We start from the raw sequence: 21,080 nt of genomic DNA on the forward strand, positions 1-21,080 counted from the left end.
ATGAAACCAAAAAAAAGTTCTTTAATATTAAGTATATGTATTTTATTTGTGATGATTGGCTTTGATCAATGGACCAAAAGTGCTATTGTTCATACCATTCCATTAGGAAATTCCATTGAAGTCATTCATCGTTTCTTTTATTTAACCTATATTCAAAATACGGGTGCTGGATTCTCTATTTTTGAAAATTTTGGCATTTGGTTTTTTGGTGTTATCACTATCATTGCGTTGGGTGTTATGATCTATTTTTACTTTCATTGTGATAATGATCTTCGTACGCAACTTTGTTTATCGTTTGTGGTGGCTGGAACCATTGGTAATTTTATTGACCGCTTGAAGTTAGGTTATGTTCGTGATTTTTTCTCTTTTTTGATTTTTGGCCAACCATTTCCTGTATTTAATGTGGCCGATATTTGTATTACCGTTGGCTTTGCCGCTTTGGTAATTATTCTTTTATATGATGATTGGAAGGTGAAATCGCAATGGAAAACAAAATAATTACGATCACCGAAGAAATGGCTGGAACTCGTATGGATAAAATAGTATCCAAGACCTGTGATCTATCAAGAACACGTGTTAAGGAACTGTTAGAGCAAGAAAAGATCCATGTTAATGATCAGTTAGAGAAGGGCAGTTATACGTGCAAAGTTAATGATACGATTACTGTGGAAATTCCAGATAACCAACCATTGGATGTGAAACCCGAAAAGATGGATCTAGATATTATTTATGAAGATCATGATGTCTTGGTCATCAATAAGCCCAAAGGAATGGTCGTTCATCCGGCTCCAGGTCATTTGGAACATACGCTGGTAAATGGCTTACTGTATCATTGTGATGATTTGTCTGGAATCAATGGTGTTTTACGTCCAGGTATCGTACATCGAATCGATAAAGATACATCTGGTCTATTGGTCGTGGCCAAAAACGATAATGCACATATGGCTTTATCTAGCCAATTGGCCGATAAGACGTGTCATCGAGAATATGTAGCTATCGTTCATCATCCGTTTAATCACAGTTATGGTACGATTGATGCTCCCATCGGAAGAGATCCTAAAGATCGTCAAAAAATGGCGGTGACCGAAAAGAATTCAAAACCGGCCATTACGCATTTTCAAGTCCTTCAAAACTTTAAAGACTATGCCTATATTCGTTGTCAATTAGAAACGGGAAGAACGCATCAGATTCGTGTGCATATGGCCTACATTGGGCATCCCATTGCCGGTGATCCAAAATATGGATATCGCAAGACCATTGCAGCCAATGGTCAATTACTACATGCTTGTGCTTTGGAGTTTATTCACCCCACAACACATGAACACATGCATTTTGAGGCGCCATTGGATCCCACTTTTGAAAAGATATTGAAACAATTAGAAACGGAAGGATAGTATGAAACGAAATAATGTTTTAAGTTGGGATGAATATTTTATGAGTGTTGCCCATTTAAGTGCTATGCGTTCAAAAGATCCCAATACACAGGTAGGTGCTTGTATCGTCAATCCAGATAAACGGGTTGTAGGTTTGGGATATAACGGTTTCCCACGAGGCTGTGATGATGATGTCTTTCCTTGGCAACGAGATGGGTCTTTTTTAGAAACGAAATATCCATATGTTGTGCATGCAGAATTAAATGCGATTCTCAATAGTATCCAAGATCTAAAGGGATGTACCATTTATGTTTCGTTGTTCCCGTGTAACGAATGTGCAAAAGCCATTATTCAATCTGGTATTCGTTGTGTTGTCTATGAAAGTGATAAATATAAAGGAACGGAAGAAAATATCGCCAGCAAGAAGATGTTTCGGGATGCTGGTGTCGAATTAGTGCATTTAACCTATCAGACCAAAGTAAATGTAGAAATCATCAAAGATGAAAATAGCGACCAATAATGGCCGCTATTTGAGTTTTTTCGTATTCGCAAAATGTAGTTTTGCCACATGTCCTAATTCCGATTTTCCAAATTCATCCACAAAACGTTGCGCACACAAATCGACTTGTTTTCCAGCTCCTTTTTCAAAGTGAAAGTGATATTTGGCTTCCATCGCATCCCATGCTTCTAAAAAGGCATTTCGAGCTAAGATACTGCCACACGCCACCGATAGATATTTGTTTTCGGCTTTGGTCTCAAAATGAATATCCGGAATGACTTTTGGTTGATTCTGTAAATAGCGGTAATAAGAACTTTTTTGGACAAATTGATCAATGATCAAAAAGTTGGGAAGCGTATATCCTTTTTGTTGGAGATTGACATAGGCTTGATTGTGTAATAAACATTTGATATCTACCATATTATGCGTTTGATGGACTTGGTTATATTTATCATTGGATACGACCAAAATCGTATAAGGGCATAATTCCTTGATACGAGGAGCTAATTGACGAATCTTTTCATCATTGATTTGTTTCGAATCTTGTATGCCCATCGATCGCAATACATCGACTCGGTCTTTTTCAACAATGGTTGCACTGACAACAACAGGTCCAAAGTAATCGCCAGTTCCGACTTCATCACTGCCAGCTTGTGGATACACATCGGCTTGTTGTGGGGTATCTGGTGCTAACCAATCCAAATCTTTTCCTTGAAAAACGACTTTGCCAGAGGTGTAAGCTGTAATTGTACATTCGCGTAATTTGATTTGATAAAACGTATATTGTGGACGACTTTCTTTTTGGATTTGATTGGCTACACGTTCTTTTAAAGCGAAGATTTCTTGTTTCGACATTTTTTTCGTAATGGTATTCATATCCACATTTTATCATAAAATATGTTAAAATGAGATATGATACTAAATTCGAACTATTTTGCGATCTACGACTTTATTCTCGTATTGATTAGCTTTTTCATTTTGTTGCACGCATTTCAAAAAGGCTTTCTGCGCCAACTCTTAGATCTTGTGGCAACCATCTTGTCGTTTGCAGGTGCTTGGTGGTTTTATGATGATCTGAGCCAAGCCTATCCATTGGTTCATGTATATCGTTTGATTGATGATCCATTGAATAAGTTATTGTGGTTTGTGCTTTTGATCATTGGCATTCGTATCTTTCTACGCTTATTTATCTATCTATTTCATGCTTCTCGTCCAAAAAGAAAAATGAATGCACTGTCTTTTATGAATCATGTGGCCGGTTTAGGAATCGGTTTTGTGCAAGTGGGATGTATCTTTTTCTTATGGACGGCATTTTGTCAATTGCCATTTATTGAAAATGGCGATACCTATGTACAACATAGTGTGGTGATCCATACGGTAAACCAATGGAAAGAAGAGGTGAGTGACCATGTCAACAACCTACAATGAATATGATCAAGCCATTGATTGGCAAACGGTATTGAAGCAAATTTCTCATTTTGCTTCTTTTTCTTGTTCACAACAAGATATTATGGAAAGTATGCCACTGACCAATCTTCATGAAATCCAGACAAGATTGGATTTTGTGAAAGAAACTATGGAATTGCATCGACAAGGGATTGTCGTTGAATTTGGTGGTTGTAAAGATATACAACCTTATATCCAACAAGCGACAAAACAAATGGTGCTTTCAGGACATGATTTGAGTGATATTGCGATTTTTTTGGGCACTTGCCGAAATGTACAACATACATTGCATACAACCGAAGCTACGCGTTGTATTGAATTAGCGAATACGATGGATCCATGTACACCGTTAATGAAAGCCATTGATCGACAAATTGATCGAACGGGATCCATTAAATTGGATGCCACTCCGAAATTAGCTGGTTTACATCGTGCTTTAACGGGTGCTCGTTTGGCTTTACAAGCTAGTGCCAAAGCTTTTATCAAAAAGAATAAAGATCATTTAATGGATACAACAACATCCAGTATTGGTGGACGTTTATCGGTTTTAGTCAAAGCCCAAGATAAAAACTATTTTGGTGGTATGATCCATGGACAATCACAGAGTGGTTTGGCTTTTTATGTGGAACCGAATGCGTTTGTTTCTGCCAATAATCAGATCCAAGATTTAGAAGGTGAGATTGAACAAGAAAAAGAACGAATCTGCCGAGAATTAAGTCGACAAGTAGCAAAAAAAGCAATCCTTCTTCTTTCCAATCTAGAAACGATGACGATATTGGATGTAGCTTTTGCGAAAGGTATGTGGGCCTATCAAAAAGATGGATGTGTACCTATGATCCAAACGCGTGATCATGCCTTTTTATTTGAGCAGGCACGCCATCCTTTGATAGATTCCAAAAAAGTAGTGGCAAATACGTATGCGTGTTCAAAAAATCAATATTGTTTGATGATATCGGGTCCGAATATGGGAGGAAAAACCGTCACATTGAAAACGATAGGTTTATTTGTGGCTTTAGCTCATGCAGGTTTTCCTGTCATTTGTCATCGAGCGATTGTCCCTTATTATACGTCTTTGTGGTTTGATATTGGGGATCATCAATCGATTGAACAAAATTTATCTACGTTTTCATCGCATATTTCTAAATTAGCAACCATCTGTTCTCAAGCCAATGATAGAACATTTGTCCTCATCGATGAATTAGGTAATGGAACGGATCCTTTAGAAGGAGCTAGTTTAGCCGTTGCGATTTTAGATTACCTGATTCATAAACAAACAACGATCATCACAAGTACGCACTTTAATGAAGTGAAAGCCTATGGCAAGACCAATGATCATATCTTGGTTTCTAGTGTGGAATTTGATCAAGAAACGCTGCAACCAACGTATCGTTATTTAGCAGGCATTTCAGGTTCTTCGTATGCGTTTTCGATTGCGGCCCAATATCATTTGGATCCTCAAATTTTAGCCGCAGCCAATCAATGGAAACAGACCCATATGCAGAAAGTGGATCAAGAATTGGCTCGTTTGGAAAAGATGCAGAATGAAGTACAGGCCAAGGAAGATCGATTTGATGCTTTGATTGAAAATGCACACGATTTACAACGACAGGCAGAAAAAGAAAAGCAGCAATGGCAAAAGAAAAAAGAGGAGTTGAATCAAACGTATGAAGAACAGTTGCACGAAATGTTGGAAAAGAAGCAAGAAGAAGCACAGTCCATCATTCGCGAATTAAAGCAGCAGAAGCAGGGAAAACTACATGAACAAACGGCTTTGTTGCATCAATTGCATGTCATGGATCAAACGCCACAAGAAAAGGAAGCGGCACCAGAAGTCTTGCAAGTAGGGGATTATGTACAAGTCAAAGGTTTGCAATCGCATGGAACAATCATTGATATTCGTAAAAAAGAAGCTACGATTGAAACCAATGGTATGCGTATGAAAGTCAAGTTGAATCGATTAACCAAGATTCATAAACCGAATGTAAAGCCAGTCGTTCGTAAAACGCATGTGGATCCAAGTTTTCATCGGTTTCCTTTGGAATTGAATTTAATCGGTATGCATGTGGAAGAAGGTATTGAAGCATTAGATCGATATTTAGATCAGGCCATTGTTCATCATGTGAAACAAGTACGTATCATTCATGGTATGGGTACAGGTCGATTGCGTGCAGCGGTATGGGATGATCTAGATAAGAATCCGGTGGTGAAATCAAAAATGGCAGCCGGTCCCAATGAAGGTGGGCTTGGTGCAACCATAGTATTGTTGAAATAAGGAAGGGAACAAGTATGGCGATTTCTCAAAATCTACAAGATAAATTGGCTTTATTGCCGGATCAGCCGGGTTGTTACATCATGAAAGATGAAAAGGGAGAAATCTTATATGTGGGGAAAGCCAAGGTGTTGAAGAACCGTGTGCGTTCCTATTTTCATGGTGTCCATAATGAAAAAACAACACGGTTGGTGAGTCATATTCGTGATTTTGAATTTATTGTGACAGATTCCGAAAAAGAATCATTATTATTGGAAATCAATTTAATTAAAAAACATCACCCTCCTTACAATATTATGTTGATGGATGATAAAAGTTATCCATATATTGTGATGACGCATGATGATTATTTTGCGGTCCGTTTAAGTCGACGTGTGACATCGAAAAAAGATACCTATTTTGGTCCGTATCCAAGTAGTGGAGCTGCCAATGAAATCGTAAAATTGATCAATACGCTTTGGCCAATTCGTAAATGCCGTACCATTCCAAAACAGGTTTGTTTGTATTATCATATGCATCAATGTCTGGGTCCGTGTATCCATGAAGTGGATAAAGAACAAATGGCAACATATCGAAAAGAAATCAGTGCTTTTTTAAAAGGGGATGCCGATGCCATCTTAAAACAATTACAGGAAAAAATGATGAAGGCAAGTGAAAACTTGCAGTTTGAGAAAGCACAAGAATATCGAGATATGATTGTTTCAATCCATCATGTCATGGAAAAACAAATCATTGATTTTAAAGATCGAAAAGATCGCGATGTATTTGGATGGTATGAAGATAAAGGATATATTTCTCTACAAGGATTCTTTATTCGGGATGGGAAACTGTTGGGCCGGAATTTTACGGTCATGCCCATCTACGAAGAGACGATGGATGCGTTTGTGAGCTTTATCTTGCAGTATTATCAAAATAATGTGATTCCCAAAGAAATACTAGTACCCGAAGGGACGCCAACGGATATCTTAGAAGATACGTTAGGTGTTCATGTGTACATTCCGCAGCGTGGCGATAAAAAGACCTTGGTGGATTTAGTCTGCAAGAATGCGAAAACCGCCCATGAACAAAAATTTGAACTGGTTTTCCGTAAGCAACATGAATTGGATCAGGCCAATGAGCAATTGGCTTCAATTTTTCATGCACCTATCCATACGGTTGAATTGTTTGATAATAGTCATTTATCCGGTACATTCAATGTGAGTGGCTTGGTTGTTTTTGTGGATGGAAAACCCGATAAAAATCAATATCGCCATTATCATTTGGATACATATCGATCCGATTTAGATAGTATGAAAGAAGTGGTGTATCGACGGTATGTTCGCTTGTTGAAAGAACACAAACCAATGCCGGATTTACTGCTTGTGGATGGTGGTGCCCAACAAATTGAAGCAGCCAAAGAAATACGCGACATGTTGGATCTGGATCTACGTATTGCAGGACTTGTCAAAGATGATAAACATAATACACGAGCGTTAATGAATGATCAATTGGAAGAGATTCCGCTAAAGAAGGAGTCGAGTTTATTTTTCTTATTGACAAGAATGCAAGATGAAGTGCATCGATTTGCGATTTCTTATCATCGTAAATTACGAAATCAGGCTATGACCAAATCCATTTTAGATACGGTAGAAGGGATTGGTCCAGCGCGTAAAAAAGCATTGATGAAAACATTTAAAAGCATGAAACGAATGCGAGAAGCCAGCGTGGAAGAACTATCACAAGTTGTTCCTAAAGGGGTCGCACAAAGCTTATATGATAGGTTACATGAAGTATGATATAATGCATGCGAGGTATTGAATATTGGAACGAAACGTACTTTTTGCACGTATTCTATTGATCATTCTATGTGCTACATTGACAGGAGCTTGCTTCTATCAATTAAATCAATCCTATGATCCTTTGGCTCGCTATCCTTATGCGACCGAAAAGAATCGTGCCACCATTTTAAAATACATGGATTCCCGTGACATTGATTATATTATTTCTCAACAAATCCGACCATCTGTATTTATGGATTTTATTAAGATTCCTGGGTTTAATATTCGTTTAGCCAATGAATATCACTTAGCAAAACAAACACAAGAAGAATCCAATGCATATATCGTGAACTTTGTGAATAAGTATTCTACATATTTTACGTCGAATGAATTAGAAGATTTATTGACATATTATACCTATGCGGATTTAACCACTTTTTATGAGAATGATGCCACAACAACGAAAAAATTGACTCTGCAATCGGATCCTACGAATATGTATTTGGTCTTAAATACAAAGACATCGGTTTATCGTTATCAGCCAGCGAATTTGGTACAAGTAGATTCTATACAGATCCAATCGAATGTAGTCGATGATTGGAATGAGATGAAAGAAGCGTATAGTAGGATGTGGAATGGCGAAACATTAAGTGCGGTTTCTGGATATCAATTGTATGATACGATCAATGAATCGTATATGACTTTGGAAAATCAATATGGCGAAACGGTTTTAGATCGGTTTCAATTGCCAGCTGGCCAAAATGAGACACAATTGGGATATACCATTCAATTGATCAATCCACAAGATTGGATCGATGCTTGTCAAAAAAATCAAAATGAAGATGGAACATACAATTATGAAAATGCCATCAAATCATTGTCTCAATCCCAACAAAATCAAATTGTATGGTTGGAAGAAAATGCCTATCATTATGGGTTTGTGATTCGTTATCCAGAAGACAAGGCCGATAAAACGAAGATGGCATATCAGCCTTTTGTATTGCGCTATGTTGGTCGGAAAGCAGCCAATAAAATGTGGAAAGACCATTTATCAATGGAAGAAATGGATTTTGAAGAATATCAAGAGTAGGAGGAAATGATGCGTATCATTGTAGCCAGTGATTCTCATGGACATAATGAGATTTTGGATACCATATATGATCAACATCCTGAAGCAAGCTTGTTTCTGCATTGTGGTGATCTATGTGATGATCCAAGAAATTATCCAAATTGGTTATTTGTGTTAGGAAATAATGATTTTTGGGGTGAATTTCCGAATCGTAGGATTCTTTCAGTTGGCACCCATCGTTTATTTATGGAACATTCGCATCGTTGTTCTTTTTTTCATCGAGAAGATGACTTAGTGCGTTTAGCGAAAGGACATGCGTGTGACATTGTTTGTTTTGGTCACACGCATCGTAGTTATATTGAAAAAAGAAAAGGTGTTTTTTTATTAAATCCAGGTTCAACTTGGATGTCTCGTGATGGCAATCCGCCTAGTTATGCGATCTTGGATGTCGATACGAGTATTTCGGCACAGATTGTTTTTCTTGATCAATAAATGATCTGTCCTTGTCCACCACAGAATTGGGTTACACGATCGATAAGCTTTTGTGCCGTTTCATCTAGTAAAGAAGAAGGTGTAACTTCATTGCCTTGAATGATAAAATATATGTTTTTAGAATTTTCATCAACCAATGTTTTATTGACCTGACGTATTTCTAAATGGCAAATGATCTCACTGGAGTCATCGATATAACTGTATTCACCAGCCTTTACCGGTTGTGGTTCATTGGAACCAAGCGGAATAAATCGTTCGGTACCATCTTGTATTCGTAAAGTGACGTTGCCGTCGATCTTATCAATATCATGCGCACCAAGAGCTAATTCGGTATCAGTAGAAATGATGTTGTAGATATCCACCAATTTATTGATAGAAGGAAGGTCATTGCGTTTTTGAATCAATTTGATCAAAGTTTCCGATGCCGGGGGATTCTTGCGACGACGAACCCCTACCTGATCATGTAAGGTATAAAAGCCTTGAACAATAGGTTCTTGTTTAGCATTGATGCCTTCATATTTTTTCTGAAGTTGTTGGATGGCTTCTTTTCGATAGGCAAGATACTCCGGTGAAATTGTTGTGTTATCGATGCCTTCGATTACAACAGCTTTTACTTTAACACCTAGATCCAATACTTCCTGTGTAACGTTAAATTGAAATCTCATGTAGTATCACCTCCTTATTATCGTATCGAGAAAGGTTACAAAGGGGAACTAGAAGTATTTGATAGTGGACATTAATAAAATTTATAGAATATGCAATTATCAACAAGATAATTGTTTTTTTATCCAAATAAAAATGGCTCTAACATCTCTGTTAGAGTCATCATTCATTATTGATTTCGTTTTTTAAGAATTGGAAGTCCCAGTGCACCAAGGGCAGAAATCAAAGCAGCACCTATCAATGATCCACTATGATTAGCAACACCGGTATCAACACTTGAAACATCTGTACTCGTTTGTGTTGTGGTTGTTGTAGAAGAAGTGTTTGTGGCACTCATTTTGGCATTTGGTGATGTCATATTGGCAGTTGTTGATGATGCAGTATTGGAACTCGTCGAAGGTGTTGTTTTTGTATTATCCACACTTTGAGCTGGAGTAACGGTTAAAGTACCATCTACTTCACAATCAACCATTAATGGACCGGTTAAAACTTCTTTAGGGTATCCATAAACAATATGTAAATTAAATGGTTGCCCAACAGGTAGACTTTCCAAATAAGATGGCTGGATCTGGATTATCGTACCATCATTAAAATAATTATCATAAAAATCATACCCATCCATGTTTCCATTATTTACATTAATATATGAATATTTGTAGTCATCTGTATTTAATACCTTACCATTGATAGAAAGAGTATAGAAATTTCCATGTACACTATTGATTTTGATTGTCAATGGGGTGTTAGAACCCTTGGTCCATTTTTGATCTTTGCCATTAGTGATGCGATAGTCAGCTTTCCAAGCTGCATAACATGCTAAGTCACCTTTCACGTTGGCTGGAATACTATTTGTTCTATGCATATCACCATCAATAAAATAAATCCATCCATTAAACTTCATACCATCTTTTTTCAATACTGGAAGAGGAGTCTCCTTTCCAGATGTGTAATTTGTCATTTTTGGTACAGTTACTCCAGGCATCGAATTATCCAAAGTAAGTGAATACGTTTTTTGTTCATCCTCTGTTTGTACAGGTGTAGCACTGACATTTGGATTCTCTTCATTAACAACTGGTGTTGTTTCATCGGTTGTTGTTTCTTGTGTTGTTTGTTCTGCTTTTATTTCATCGGTAGGTGTTATTTCATCTGCTAGAATCTTTGTAGCTGGTGTTAAACCAAATAACAATGCAGCAGCTGCCGCCGCATATAATGCATGGCAAGTTTTCTTCTCCATTTCATTAACCTACCTAAAATATTACTTATACTTAAAATATAGTATAGACGAATGCATATTTCAACTTGTTTTAAAAGGATAAATGGCCATTAAAAATTACTTAAACGAGGAAAGAAGAAAAAATGTCATAGAAAAGAGAAGAAAGAAATATATTTGCAGAGAATGAATTGGTTTTGTAATAAAATAATAAATAAGAATAAATTGTTGATGATTAGTCAGAATGATAGATTCATTTATAATTAAAGTGCTAAGAATTTCAATAAATAAATAGTATTGGTGTATAATTGTAGTGCCTTGGACGAAATTCTTGCATGTAATAAAACATTTCTAATTAGAAAAAATGGATGTAAGAAATAAATGGAATCTATTCGAATCACTTAAAAAGGTTTACTTAGATAATGACTTGCAGTATGAATGTTTGGCTTCGAATGGAGCAAATAAGAAAAATAGATGATATTGTACGGCGTTTGTACGGCACCAAAATAAAAACCCCTTTACATAAAGGGGTTAATGGATAGAATGGCGTCCTGGGAGGGATTCGAACCCCCGACCGATCGCTTAGAAGGCGATTGCTCTATCCAACTGAGCTACCAAGACAGCTAACACATTATAACAAATCTATTATAGAATATCAATGGGGAATCGGGTATGAAAAAAGAAGGATATCAATTTGTGGGATGGTATGTGGATCCAGAATGCACAAAGCAGATCAATCCAGCTGCAGAGTTGCCAAAGATCACAAAACTCTATCCCAAATGGGCACCAGTTTGGTACCCGATACATTATAAAATGAATGGTGGTATGAATTCACGACTGAATCCACGATATACCAGTTGTGAATCACCAGCTTATGTCTTGTATCCACCGCAGAAAAAAGATCAGGTATTTGTAGGATGGACATATGATGGAGAACCAACGGATGTTGTACCAGCAAAGCCACATGGATCGGTCACAATAGAAGCACATTTTGTGGATCCTTGTATCGTTTCGTTTGAAACATTTGGAGGACGACCAATTGACCCCCTGGAAGTGGCACAGGATGGTTTTATCCATTCTTTACCAGTCGCTAAACAAAGTGGTTATACATTTGAAGGGTGGTACTGGGATGAACAATTTTTATTTCCTTTTCATATAAGTCAACAAATCAATAATTCGTGTACATTATATGCAAAGATGACTAAAAATGAATATCCAATCACTTACGATACACAAGGTGGTTATTCGGCACGAAGTAATCCGGATCATTATTGTTTTGATGATCCAACAATTTTACTAAAGCCAGCGAAAAAGAAGGGATATGTATTTGATGGATGGTATGATCAGATTGGTCGGAAACATGATTTTATTCGCCATCATTCGTTGGGACCATTACATTTAGTTGCACGGTTTCATCATATTGATTCTTAAAAGACAGTATGATAAAATTAGTATGTTTCGCTAGGAGGATTTGGTGAATCTATATTATCAAGCACTTATACAAGAAATTCATGAATTGATGGCACAGGAGAAATATGATTTGGCTCTCGATAAGGTACAAGCTGAATTGGATTTACCCTACGTTCCACAACCCGAATTGGATGTATTAGAAGCATATAAAGAGGAATGTTTGACACACATTGACAAACCCGTTCCTCATCATGAAATCGAAGTTTTGATTCATGGCAATATGGAGCAACAAGAAGCTGCGGTTGCGATGATGGGTGATATGAATCTTTGGAATATGCATGATGAAGTGCAATTCTTATTGGATTCCGATGTCCTGCTGAATGAAATCAAGGGAGAATTGATTGAGCATTTAATGGCTCAAAAGATTGATACACCCTATACAATGAAAAAATCCGGATTGGAACTGACTTTTGTGCCTAGTTTGATCATTCCTAAAGAAGATGATCAAACACTCATTCAAATCAATCAATTATTTATCGATTGGTTTGCGAATGATAATCCGACTTTCTATCAATTCTGTACACGTCTTTTAGAACAAGAAATGTTAGAAAACCGGCCATTTGATTTTATGGATCAAGATCCCAAACCGATTGCGAAAGCGATTGTACGTTTGGTTGCAGAAGCATTTGGACAATCCGATGAATTTAAGTTGTTTGTTACCCAAAAACAATTGGGTGAGATAGCGGATATACCGCTCATGATTGAAAGTCGAGGAGAACAAAATGAAAAGTAGTTGGACATTGAAAGAACATTCAGAAGGTGTTTTGGAAGTTATCGTGGATGGTGATGTTTGGACAAAAGCCCAAAAACATGCATTTCAATATTTTAAGAAAAATATCACAATGAAAGGTTTCCGTCCTGGACAAGTACCAGAAGCTTTATTAAAGAAACAAATTTCAAAAGAAGCTATTTATGAACAAGCTGTTGAAAATATTGCGAATACAGTATTGGCACAAGCTGTTCAAGAACAAAAGTTGGAATTAGTAGCACGTCCTACATTGGACTACAAAGATGCAAGTGATGAATCTGTAACATTGGATTTTAACTGTGTTGTAGAACCAGAAGTTACTTTAGGAGAATATAAAGGATTAGATATTCATAAAGATGAAGTAGAAGTAACCGATGAAGATGTTGATAAAGAATTAGAACGAGTACAAGATCGTTATGCTGACTGGGTATTACGTGAAGAAGGCGAAGCAGCTGTCGAAGGTGACCAAGTTGTGATCGACTTTGTTGGTAAAAAAGATGGTGAAGCTTTTGAAGGTGGTTCTGGTGAGAATTATCCATTGGAATTGGGTTCTCAATCTTTCATCCCAGGTTTTGAAGATCAATTGATTGGTGTGAAGACAGGTGATGTAAAAGATGTAAATGTTACATTCCCTGAAGATTATCAAGCCAAAGATCTTGCTGGACAAGATGCTGTATTTACAGTAACTGTTCATGACATCAAATATAAAGAACGTCCGGAAATTAATGATGATTTGATCAAACAATTAAAACGTGATGGTGTTGAAACGGTAGAAAAATTCAAAGAAGTCACAAAAGAAGATCTTACGAAAGAGCGTGAACGTCAAGCTGAAGACAAATTTACTTCTGAAGTAATCAAGGCAGCTAGTGATAATGCAACCGTAGATATTCCAACTGTTATGATTGAAAATGAAGTCGATAGTGAATATCAACAATTTGTACAACGTATGCAACAATCTGGCTTTACCGTTGAACAATATTATCAAGCAACTGGACAGACAGAAGAAGATATGAAAGCACAGATGCGTCCAGAAGCAACGGATCGTGTAAAGAACTCTTTGGTTCTACAAGCTATTGTAAAGGCTGAAAATATCGAGATTTCACAAGAAGATGTTGATAAAGAATACAAAGAAATGTCTGAATTGTACAAGATGGATGTCAATCAAATCAAACAATTGCTTCCAGCTTATCAAGTAAGAGCAGATCTTGCACAACAGAAAGCGTTAGAATTGATTAAGACTTCTGTAAAGTAGTAAAATAAATATGTATAAAAAAGGCGCTCGGCGTCTTTTTTAGAATCTAGAAATTAAGGAGGAATTTCGATGACAGAAACATTCCCGTTAGTCTGTACCCGAGGTGTTGTTGTTTTTCCAAATCAAGATATTGTGATTGATGTTGGACGTGAACCATCTCTACAAGCTGTTGACAATGCTCAAAATAATTTTGAAAACCATATCGTATTGGTTTCACAAAAAGATATAACAACGGATGAACCTGGTTTGGATGATATTTATCATGTAGGAACACTTTGTGAAGTTCGCCATGTTCGCCGTTTTGAGAATTTTATTCGTGTAAAATTTAGAGGATTAAAACGTGTTCGCTTGAATGAATGGATCCAAGGTAATGACAGTGACATGGCTGTTGTGGATGAATTAGTAACATATCGTCAAGATGAGACCGAAGAACAAGCATTAATGCGTATGATCGTCGATGCCTATGATCATTTTACCGGTGCCGATAAATTCATGTCCAAAGATATGATGATTGAATTATCCAAAGGTGTAGGTCCAGAAGGATTGAGCGATAAAGCCGTAACAGCTTTACCTATTTCTTTGGATCGTAAACAAGCCTACTTGGAAACATTAGGTGCGAATGATCGTTTGGAGATGTTGTTGGCCGATATTGAAAAAGAAAAGAAGATGGGAGAAGTTGAGAAAAAAATCAACGATACTGTCAAACAACGTATTGACCAAGGACAAAAAGATTATTACTTACGTGAAAAATTAAATGCCATTAAAGAAGAATTGGGAGATGTCGTTGAACAAGATAAGGATGCAGAACAAATTCGTAAGCGTCTAGACGAAAATCCATATCCTGAAAATATCAAAAAGAAAGTCAAAGAAGAATTATCTCGTTATGAAATCTTGCCAATGGCAAGTGGAGAAACGGGTGTCATAAAGACATATATTGATTGGTTGATGGATTTGCCTTGGTGGCAAGAAACGCAAGATAATCAAGATTTAAATCAAGCCCAATCCATTTTGGATGCGGATCATTATGGCTTGGAAAAAGTCAAAGAACGAATCCTAGAATATTTGGCTGTCAAACAAATGACCAATTCTTTAAAAGCGCCAATCCTTTGTTTGGTAGGCCCTCCTGGTGTTGGTAAAACATCATTAGCACGAAGTGTTGCTCGTGCCCTAGATCGTAAATTTGTGAAGATTTCTTTAGGTGGTGTACGTGATGAAGCCGAAATTCGAGGACATCGCCGTACCTATTTAGGAGCTATGCCAGGCCGTATCATTCAAGGAATGAAAAAAGCTGGCGTTGTGAATCCGGTCTTCTTGATTGATGAAATCGATAAGATGGCCAGTGATTATAAGGGAGATCCTTCTTCTGCTATGTTGGAAGTATTGGATCCAGAACAAAACTCTTACTTCTCCGACCACTATATTGAAGAACCTTATGATCTAAGTAAAGTGTTATTTATTGCGACTGCTAACTATTTGGAAAATATTCCACCAGCTTTACGTGATCGTTTGGAAATCATTCAATTATCCAGTTACACGGATGTAGAAAAAATCCACATCGCAAAAGAACATTTATTACCAAAACAATTGAAGGAAAATGGCTTGCATGCCAGTCAATTAAAGATTTCCGATGATTTATTATTGTATTTGATTCGTTACTATACAAGAGAAGCCGGTGTTCGTCAGTTAGAACGTACAATTGCAACTATTTGTCGAAAAACCGTTTTAGCCATTTTAAAAGACAATAAGAAATCCATTCGGTTATCAAAAAAATTGGTTCATGAGTGGTTAGGCAATGAAAAAGTAGATTATGGTCATAAAGAAAAGAAAGATCAAGTCGGTACAGTCACAGGACTAGCTTATACAAGTTTTGGTGGTGACATTTTGCAAATTGAAGCCAATCGTTTTGAAGGTAAAGGACGATTGATCTTGACTGGACAGTTAGGTGATGTCATGAAAGAAAGTGCCAACATTGCGCTGGATTACATCAAAGCCCATGCCAAAGAATATAAGATTGATCCAAAATTGTTTGAAACCAATGATGTACATATCCATGTACCAGAAGGAGCCGTACCAAAAGACGGACCAAGTGCCGGTGTAACAATGACAACAACTTTGGTTTCTTGTTTCTCAGAAATTCCAGTAAAAGCCAATTTGGCCATGACGGGTGAAGTGACTCTACGTGGTAATGTATTACCAATTGGTGGCTTAAAAGAAAAATCTTTAGCTGCTTATCGTTCAGGTATTACAACAATATTGATTCCAAAAGAAAATGTGCGTGATTTGGATGAAATTCCACAAGAAGTCAAAGATGCAGTTGAGTTTATTCCGGTATCAACGGTTAAGCAAGTTTTGAAACACGCTCTAGTTGCATAGTATGAAAAGTGAATTTGTAACAAGCGCCACATGCAAAGAACAATGGCCACAATCTTCTTTACCGGAAGTTGTGGTTGTTGGTCGCTCCAATGTAGGTAAAAGCAGTTTTATCAATGCGCTAACACAACGGAAAAAACTAGCTTATGTTGGTAATACACCCGGTAAGACACGATTGATCAATTTCTTCTCGATTGATGAAAAATGGATGTTGGTTGATGTTCCAGGTTATGGTTATGCCAAGATGAGCAAACAAATGCTTTTAAAAATGGGTGCCATGATGGATGAATACTTCACTCAAAGAGAACAAATTGCCGGTGTCATATCCTTGGTGGATGCACGACATGAACCAACCCATGATGATTTGGATATGATTGACACATTAAAACAACTTCAAATCCCCATTGTGGTGGTTGCGACCAAGATTGATAAAGTTCCTAAGACAAAACGAGTGAAAGCCATTAAAGTGATTTCACAAAAATTACAGTTGCCGATGGCACATATTTATCCGGTATCAAGTATCGAAAAAACAGGATTTACGCCTGTATATAATGCCATTCAAGAGTGGATTCGATGAGCTTCGGCTCATCTTTTTTTTAAAATTCCAATAATTGTGCCAAAAATTCCAGTTTATTGTAAACGAAAAATTATCTGCTATTATAAAAGTACAAAAGATAGATACGAAGAAAAACTTCTTCGATATCAACCATTTGTTCATACACAGTACAAAAATTCATTCAAAAAGGGAAAGAGGTAAGAACAAAAAAATTCTGAAAAAGCTGTTTTGAATGAAAGTTAAGTATTCGAAAAAGAAGATACATGCGAAGAGAGATCCAATGGAAAGAAATCTTCAAAGGGTATGGATTAAGAATACGAGTACGAGTAAATCATTTGGAAGAGGATAGCGGTAGGAATAAAAAAATTCTGAAAAAGTCGTTTCAAATGAGAATTGATGGAAATATTTGGAAAAGGATGAATGCGAAGAGAAAATAATAAGAAAAAATCTTCAATAAGGGTCATCTTTGAAAGAATATGAAAATCAAGTGTGTGGGTTAGAAAACATCCGAAATGGGTGAATGGGTACAATTAAAAAAACAAATAAAGAAAAGAGAGTACGTAAAATTAAACAAACAAATAACCCAAGAACAAATGGCATAGAGAAAAGAGCTAATCAAATTGGTTAGCTCTTTTCCATGTGTTCTCAGTTTTTATGATACGATAGGAAATCCATAATTGGATACTCATCAATGTCCAAATAACGGGTTCACATAAGATCACACCAAAATAAGCAAGTGCAGGAATGACCCATATCGTGAAGACGATCTTACCAGCTAATTCAATACCGCTGGAAATTAATGGATAAATCTTATAACCATTTCCTTGCAAAGCATTTCGATACGTTAATAAAGGCCCCAGTACAATAAAACCAGGAATATTGATTTGCAGGTAGCGAGTACCATTTGCCAGGACAATGTCATTGGCCGATCCACTGAGAATATGGATCATCGGTTGCGCAAATAAGAAAACAATGACAGTTAATACAATCGTATAAAGCCAATCAAAGTGAATACAAAAGCGAATACCTTGTTCCATTCGATCCCATTGTTTGGCACCACGATTTTGCGATACAAATGTCGATGTCGTTGCTCCTAAGGTTGAAAGAGGCAATACCAATAACGCAAACCATTTTCGAGCCGCTGTATGCGCCGCAATGATATTCGTACCTAAAGGATTGATCCCACTTTGAAGAATAATCGTTCCAATGGAAACAATAGAAAACATAAAACCCATCGCAAATCCTTGAGAAAGAAGTTCGTGGACAATATCCGCATCCATTTTAAAATGATTTCTCTTTGGCACCAATAATGGTTCTTTTTTGTAGATGATACCAAAACAAAGAAGGGCTGCCAGTACTTGTGATAGAACCGTTGCGAAAGCAGCTCCACGAATACCAATATGCCATTGTGTGATAAAAATTGTATCTAGAATAACATTTACGATCGAAGTGATGATCAATACATATAATGGGGTCAAACTATTTCCAATCGAACGAAATAGACAAGCGGCTAAATTATAAAACATCGTAATGATCAACGTGGCTGCAATGACATGAATATAACTATAAGCCATGGAATAAATTGCATTTGGTGTTTTCAATATCCGCAATAACCATGGCATGATCGAACAAGAAACAATGGATAAAAACAAGGCGATAAAAAAACCAAAAATCAAACTTTCTGCAATTGCGATTTTAAGTTTATCGGTATCTTTGGCACCATAATAACGACTGATCACGATGCCAAATCCTAAACTCATACCACTACAAAATTGTACGATCAATTCAAAAATTGCAGCTGTTGCTCCTAATGCAGCTAATGGCGCATCTCCCAGAAAATGACCAATAAGTAAGGTATCGACCGTATTATATAATTGTTGAAAAAAATTAGACAAAAACAAAGGAATCGCAAATAATAGGATTCCTTGTTTGATATTGCCTTGTATTAATGTTGGTTTCATTCAATCTCTATGGCCTCAACTTGCTGCAACCAGAGATCGCGACTTGCATCGCTTGGCATTCGCAAATCACCACGTGGAGATAAACAAATGGAACCAACTTTTACACCATCTGGCATACAATTTCGTTTAAATTGTTGGGCAAAGAAACGTCGATAAAAAGTCAATAATCCATTTTTAATCGTTTTCTTATCAATGGTAGGGAAGGCTTTTACACAAAGATCAAAGATCTTTTCTGGCTGTTCATGATGACGTAGTAAATGATACAAGAAGAAATCATGAAGATCATACGATCCTAACACTTCTTCGGTTTTTTGCGCAATCTTACCGGAAGCATCCAATGGCAATAATTCTGGCGATACAGGCGTATCACAAATATCCATCAATACATCATGTAAAGCATTTTGTCCTTCTTTTTGCGCTTGTAGCGCACGTGTTTCTACAATATAACGAACCAATGTTTTTGGTACGGAAACATTGACAGCATACATGCTCATATGATCGCCATTATAGGTACACCATCCTAAAGCCAATTCACTCAGATCACCTGTACCAATGACGATGCCATTATATTGGTTGGCCAGATCCATCAGAATTTGGGTACGTTCTCTTGCTTGTGAGTTTTCATAGGTGATATCCATAATCTCAGGATCATGATGAATATCTTTAAAATGCTGATTGACCGCATCCCCAATCGTAATGGTTTCTTTGGAAGCATGAATGAGATCAATTAATTGATCAGCATTGGTTTTGGTGCGCACACTCGTTCCAAAACCAGGCATCGAAATCGCATGGATATTTTTCGGATCATATTGACACAATTGGAAAGCTCGTTCACAAACCAATAAAGCTAAGGTAGAATCCAAACCACCCGAAATACCAATCACGACATGTTCACAATGAATTTTGGACAAACGAGTTGCCAAACCTTGCGCTTGAATATTTAAAATATTCTGGCAACGACGAATCCGTTTTTCACTGTCATTCGGTACAAATGGATAGGCATCATACGTTCGATGTAATTCAATCGTATCGATTGGTTGGGAAGCATACATGATGGTTCTTACATCATTGATTTCCTCTTCCATACTGGTCTTAAAATGAATGCGATCATTCATCAAATTTTGAATATCAATTTCACCAACGATAAAATCATTGGTATCTAAATAATTTCGTTCTGATAAAACCGTACCGTTTTCACAAATCAAATCGTGACCCGAAAAGACAAGATCACTCGTTGATTCTTGTGGACCAGCACTCGCATATACATATCCCGCATACGTTCTTGCACTTTGATTGATCACCAATTGATGACGATAGGCATCTTTCGCAATCGTATCATTGGAAGCCGATAAGTTACAAAGAATATTGGCACCAGCTAAAGCCAGTTTGGAACTAACCGGAATGGTAACCCATAAATCTTCACATAATTCAGCACCAATACAAGCTTGCGTCGTAGAATCGTAGAAAACCAATCCATTCGATACGGGAACGGTTCGTCCTTGCCAATCCATAGAATCCACCGGACAGTTTTTACCACTGGTAAACCAACGCGTTTCATAAAATTCATTATAGCTAGGAATATATGTTTTTAACTGAAAGCCCAATACGTGATGGTCAAAACAAAAAGCAGCAGCATTGTATAGTTTGTTTTGAATTTGAAGTGGTAGACCCACAAGCACAGCCATCTGATCAGGCATTGCCTCTAGAAACTCCTGAAGCCCTTTTTGAGCTTGTCGTAATAGGAGATCTTCATAAAAAAGATCTTGGCATGTATAACCAGTGATGCATAGTTCCGGAAAGACAATCAATTGCGTATCCTTAGGAACTCGTGCACAAATATCTAACATTGCCTGGACATTTTTTTGCGGATTGCCAATCGCAACGGATGGTGTAGCGGCCACCACTTTATAATACTGATAACGTTTCATTTCTTCCTCCCATAAAA

Annotated in this window: 18 protein-coding genes and 1 tRNA gene; 13 read left to right on the plus strand and 6 right to left on the minus strand. The window is 37.0% G+C overall.

The window, feature by feature from the left end:
* Genes lspA through EDX97_RS02435 form a run of 3 tightly spaced genes read left to right on the plus strand, consistent with a single transcriptional unit; the run spans nt 1 to nt 1,893 of the window.
* Nucleotides 1–498, plus strand: a complete 498-nt coding sequence (lspA, locus tag EDX97_RS02425; RefSeq protein ID WP_128519593.1) for a signal peptidase II — start codon at nt 1–3, stop codon at nt 496–498.
* Nucleotides 483–1,394 carry an RluA family pseudouridine synthase gene (locus EDX97_RS02430; protein WP_128519594.1) on the plus strand — a complete coding sequence of 304 codons (912 nt, stop codon included), beginning with the start codon at nt 483–485 and terminating at the stop codon, nt 1,392–1,394. The genes lspA and EDX97_RS02430 overlap by 16 nt, the downstream gene beginning before the upstream one ends.
* 1 nt (nt 1,395) lies before the next feature.
* Nucleotides 1,396–1,893: a deoxycytidylate deaminase gene (locus EDX97_RS02435; RefSeq protein ID WP_128519595.1), complete on the plus strand. Its 498-nt coding sequence runs from the start codon at nt 1,396–1,398 to the stop codon at nt 1,891–1,893.
* Nucleotides 1,894–1,899: 6 nt separating this feature from the next.
* Here the strand turns inward: EDX97_RS02435 and rnhC are convergent, their stop codons facing one another.
* Nucleotides 1,900–2,748, minus strand: a complete 849-nt coding sequence (rnhC, locus tag EDX97_RS02440) for a ribonuclease HIII (RefSeq protein ID WP_128519596.1) — start codon at nt 2,746–2,748, stop codon at nt 1,900–1,902.
* 36 nt (nt 2,749–2,784) lie between these two features.
* Between rnhC and EDX97_RS02445 the strand changes: the two genes are divergently transcribed.
* From EDX97_RS02445 to EDX97_RS02465, 5 genes are read left to right on the plus strand one after another with little or no spacing between them, the layout of a single operon-like run.
* The gene (locus tag EDX97_RS02445; RefSeq protein WP_128519597.1) at nt 2,785–3,300 is read left to right on the plus strand and encodes a CvpA family protein; all 516 of its coding nucleotides are present in this window, start codon (nt 2,785–2,787) and stop codon (nt 3,298–3,300) included.
* Nucleotides 3,281–5,590 carry an endonuclease MutS2 gene (locus EDX97_RS02450; RefSeq protein WP_128519598.1) on the plus strand — a complete coding sequence of 770 codons (2,310 nt, stop codon included), beginning with the start codon at nt 3,281–3,283 and terminating at the stop codon, nt 5,588–5,590. The genes EDX97_RS02445 and EDX97_RS02450 overlap by 20 nt, the downstream gene beginning before the upstream one ends.
* Nucleotides 5,591–5,604: 14 nt before the next feature.
* On the plus strand, nt 5,605–7,362 hold the full coding sequence (gene uvrC / locus EDX97_RS02455) for an excinuclease ABC subunit UvrC (protein ID WP_128519599.1): 1,758 nt from the start codon (nt 5,605–5,607) through the stop codon (nt 7,360–7,362).
* A 25-nt stretch (nt 7,363–7,387) separates the two neighbouring features.
* Nucleotides 7,388–8,434, plus strand: coding sequence for a M15 family metallopeptidase (locus EDX97_RS02460; RefSeq protein WP_128519600.1), 1,047 nt, complete (start codon nt 7,388–7,390; stop codon nt 8,432–8,434).
* A gap of 9 nt (nt 8,435–8,443) precedes the next feature.
* Nucleotides 8,444–8,905, plus strand: coding sequence for a metallophosphoesterase family protein (locus tag EDX97_RS02465; RefSeq protein ID WP_128519601.1), 462 nt, complete (start codon nt 8,444–8,446; stop codon nt 8,903–8,905).
* On the opposite strand, the gene EDX97_RS02470 is transcribed toward EDX97_RS02465, so the two are convergent.
* The 3 genes from EDX97_RS02470 to EDX97_RS02480 all read right to left on the minus strand — a co-directional run bounded on the left by EDX97_RS02470 (nt 8,899) and on the right by EDX97_RS02480 (nt 11,399).
* Nucleotides 8,899–9,570, minus strand: coding sequence for a B3/B4 domain-containing protein (locus tag EDX97_RS02470; protein WP_128519602.1), 672 nt, complete (start codon nt 9,568–9,570; stop codon nt 8,899–8,901). The genes EDX97_RS02465 and EDX97_RS02470 overlap by 7 nt on opposite strands.
* 167 nt (nt 9,571–9,737) lie before the next feature.
* Nucleotides 9,738–10,802 carry a hypothetical protein gene (locus EDX97_RS02475; RefSeq protein ID WP_128519603.1) on the minus strand — a complete coding sequence of 355 codons (1,065 nt, stop codon included), beginning with the start codon at nt 10,800–10,802 and terminating at the stop codon, nt 9,738–9,740.
* A 520-nt stretch (nt 10,803–11,322) separates the two neighbouring features.
* Nucleotides 11,323–11,399: transfer RNA gene (locus EDX97_RS02480), tRNA-Arg, on the minus strand.
* Between the two features lie 51 nt (nt 11,400–11,450).
* Here EDX97_RS02480 and EDX97_RS02485 point away from each other — a divergent pair.
* From EDX97_RS02485 to yihA, 5 genes are all read left to right on the plus strand, one after another.
* Nucleotides 11,451–12,209: an InlB B-repeat-containing protein gene (locus EDX97_RS02485; RefSeq protein ID WP_128519604.1), complete on the plus strand. Its 759-nt coding sequence runs from the start codon at nt 11,451–11,453 to the stop codon at nt 12,207–12,209.
* Nucleotides 12,210–12,252: 43 nt separating this feature from the next.
* Nucleotides 12,253–12,981 carry a DUF3196 family protein gene (locus EDX97_RS02490; RefSeq protein ID WP_128519605.1) on the plus strand — a complete coding sequence of 243 codons (729 nt, stop codon included), beginning with the start codon at nt 12,253–12,255 and terminating at the stop codon, nt 12,979–12,981.
* Entirely contained in the window at nt 12,971–14,248 is a 1,278-nt protein-coding gene (gene tig, locus EDX97_RS02495; RefSeq protein WP_128519606.1) for a trigger factor, read from the plus strand. Before EDX97_RS02490 ends, tig begins: the two co-directional genes overlap by 11 nt.
* A gap of 69 nt (nt 14,249–14,317) precedes the next feature.
* Nucleotides 14,318–16,621, plus strand: a complete 2,304-nt coding sequence (gene lon / locus EDX97_RS02500) for an endopeptidase La (protein WP_128519607.1) — start codon at nt 14,318–14,320, stop codon at nt 16,619–16,621.
* A gap of 1 nt (nt 16,622) precedes the next feature.
* Nucleotides 16,623–17,195: a ribosome biogenesis GTP-binding protein YihA/YsxC gene (yihA, locus tag EDX97_RS02505; protein ID WP_128519608.1), complete on the plus strand. Its 573-nt coding sequence runs from the start codon at nt 16,623–16,625 to the stop codon at nt 17,193–17,195.
* Between the two features lie 590 nt (nt 17,196–17,785).
* On the opposite strand, the gene EDX97_RS02510 is transcribed toward yihA, so the two are convergent.
* Together EDX97_RS02510 and EDX97_RS02515 are read right to left on the minus strand one after the other, a co-directional pair.
* On the minus strand, nt 17,786–19,135 hold the full coding sequence (locus EDX97_RS02510; RefSeq protein WP_128519609.1) for an MATE family efflux transporter: 1,350 nt from the start codon (nt 19,133–19,135) through the stop codon (nt 17,786–17,788).
* A complete protein-coding gene (locus EDX97_RS02515; RefSeq protein ID WP_128519610.1) occupies nt 19,132–21,063 on the minus strand; it encodes an NAD(+) synthase in 1,932 nt (643 codons plus the stop codon). The genes EDX97_RS02510 and EDX97_RS02515 overlap by 4 nt, the downstream gene beginning before the upstream one ends.
* Nucleotides 21,064–21,080 lie beyond the last annotated feature (17 nt).

It is taken from the genome of Absicoccus porci (assembly GCF_003725415.1).
In the GTDB taxonomy this organism is placed as follows: Bacteria; Bacillota_I; Bacilli_A; order Erysipelotrichales; family Erysipelotrichaceae; genus Absicoccus; species Absicoccus porci.

What these genes read in the sequence shown, in the direction of transcription:
- EDX97_RS02450 (WP_128519598.1), top strand. Translation starts at nt 3,281, where the DNA reads ATGTCAACAACCTACAATGAATATGATCAAGCCATTGATTGGCAAACG.
- EDX97_RS02485 (WP_128519604.1), top strand. Translation starts at nt 11,451, where the DNA reads ATGAAAAAAGAAGGATATCAATTTGTGGGATGGTATGTGGATCCAGAA.
- lon (WP_128519607.1), top strand. Translation starts at nt 14,318, where the DNA reads ATGACAGAAACATTCCCGTTAGTCTGTACCCGAGGTGTTGTTGTTTTT.
- rnhC (WP_128519596.1), bottom strand. Translation starts at nt 2,748, where the DNA reads ATGAATACCATTACGAAAAAAATGTCGAAACAAGAAATCTTCGCTTTA.
- EDX97_RS02435 (WP_128519595.1), top strand. Translation starts at nt 1,396, where the DNA reads ATGAAACGAAATAATGTTTTAAGTTGGGATGAATATTTTATGAGTGTT.
- EDX97_RS02470 (WP_128519602.1), bottom strand. Translation starts at nt 9,570, where the DNA reads ATGAGATTTCAATTTAACGTTACACAGGAAGTATTGGATCTAGGTGTT.
- EDX97_RS02510 (WP_128519609.1), bottom strand. Translation starts at nt 19,135, where the DNA reads ATGAAACCAACATTAATACAAGGCAATATCAAACAAGGAATCCTATTA.
- EDX97_RS02475 (WP_128519603.1), bottom strand. Translation starts at nt 10,802, where the DNA reads ATGGAGAAGAAAACTTGCCATGCATTATATGCGGCGGCAGCTGCTGCA.
- uvrC (WP_128519599.1), top strand. Translation starts at nt 5,605, where the DNA reads ATGGCGATTTCTCAAAATCTACAAGATAAATTGGCTTTATTGCCGGAT.
- tig (WP_128519606.1), top strand. Translation starts at nt 12,971, where the DNA reads ATGAAAAGTAGTTGGACATTGAAAGAACATTCAGAAGGTGTTTTGGAA.
- yihA (WP_128519608.1), top strand. Translation starts at nt 16,623, where the DNA reads ATGAAAAGTGAATTTGTAACAAGCGCCACATGCAAAGAACAATGGCCA.
- EDX97_RS02430 (WP_128519594.1), top strand. Translation starts at nt 483, where the DNA reads ATGGAAAACAAAATAATTACGATCACCGAAGAAATGGCTGGAACTCGT.
- lspA (WP_128519593.1), top strand. Translation starts at nt 1, where the DNA reads ATGAAACCAAAAAAAAGTTCTTTAATATTAAGTATATGTATTTTATTT.
- EDX97_RS02465 (WP_128519601.1), top strand. Translation starts at nt 8,444, where the DNA reads ATGCGTATCATTGTAGCCAGTGATTCTCATGGACATAATGAGATTTTG.
- EDX97_RS02445 (WP_128519597.1), top strand. Translation starts at nt 2,785, where the DNA reads ATGATACTAAATTCGAACTATTTTGCGATCTACGACTTTATTCTCGTA.
- EDX97_RS02515 (WP_128519610.1), bottom strand. Translation starts at nt 21,063, where the DNA reads ATGAAACGTTATCAGTATTATAAAGTGGTGGCCGCTACACCATCCGTT.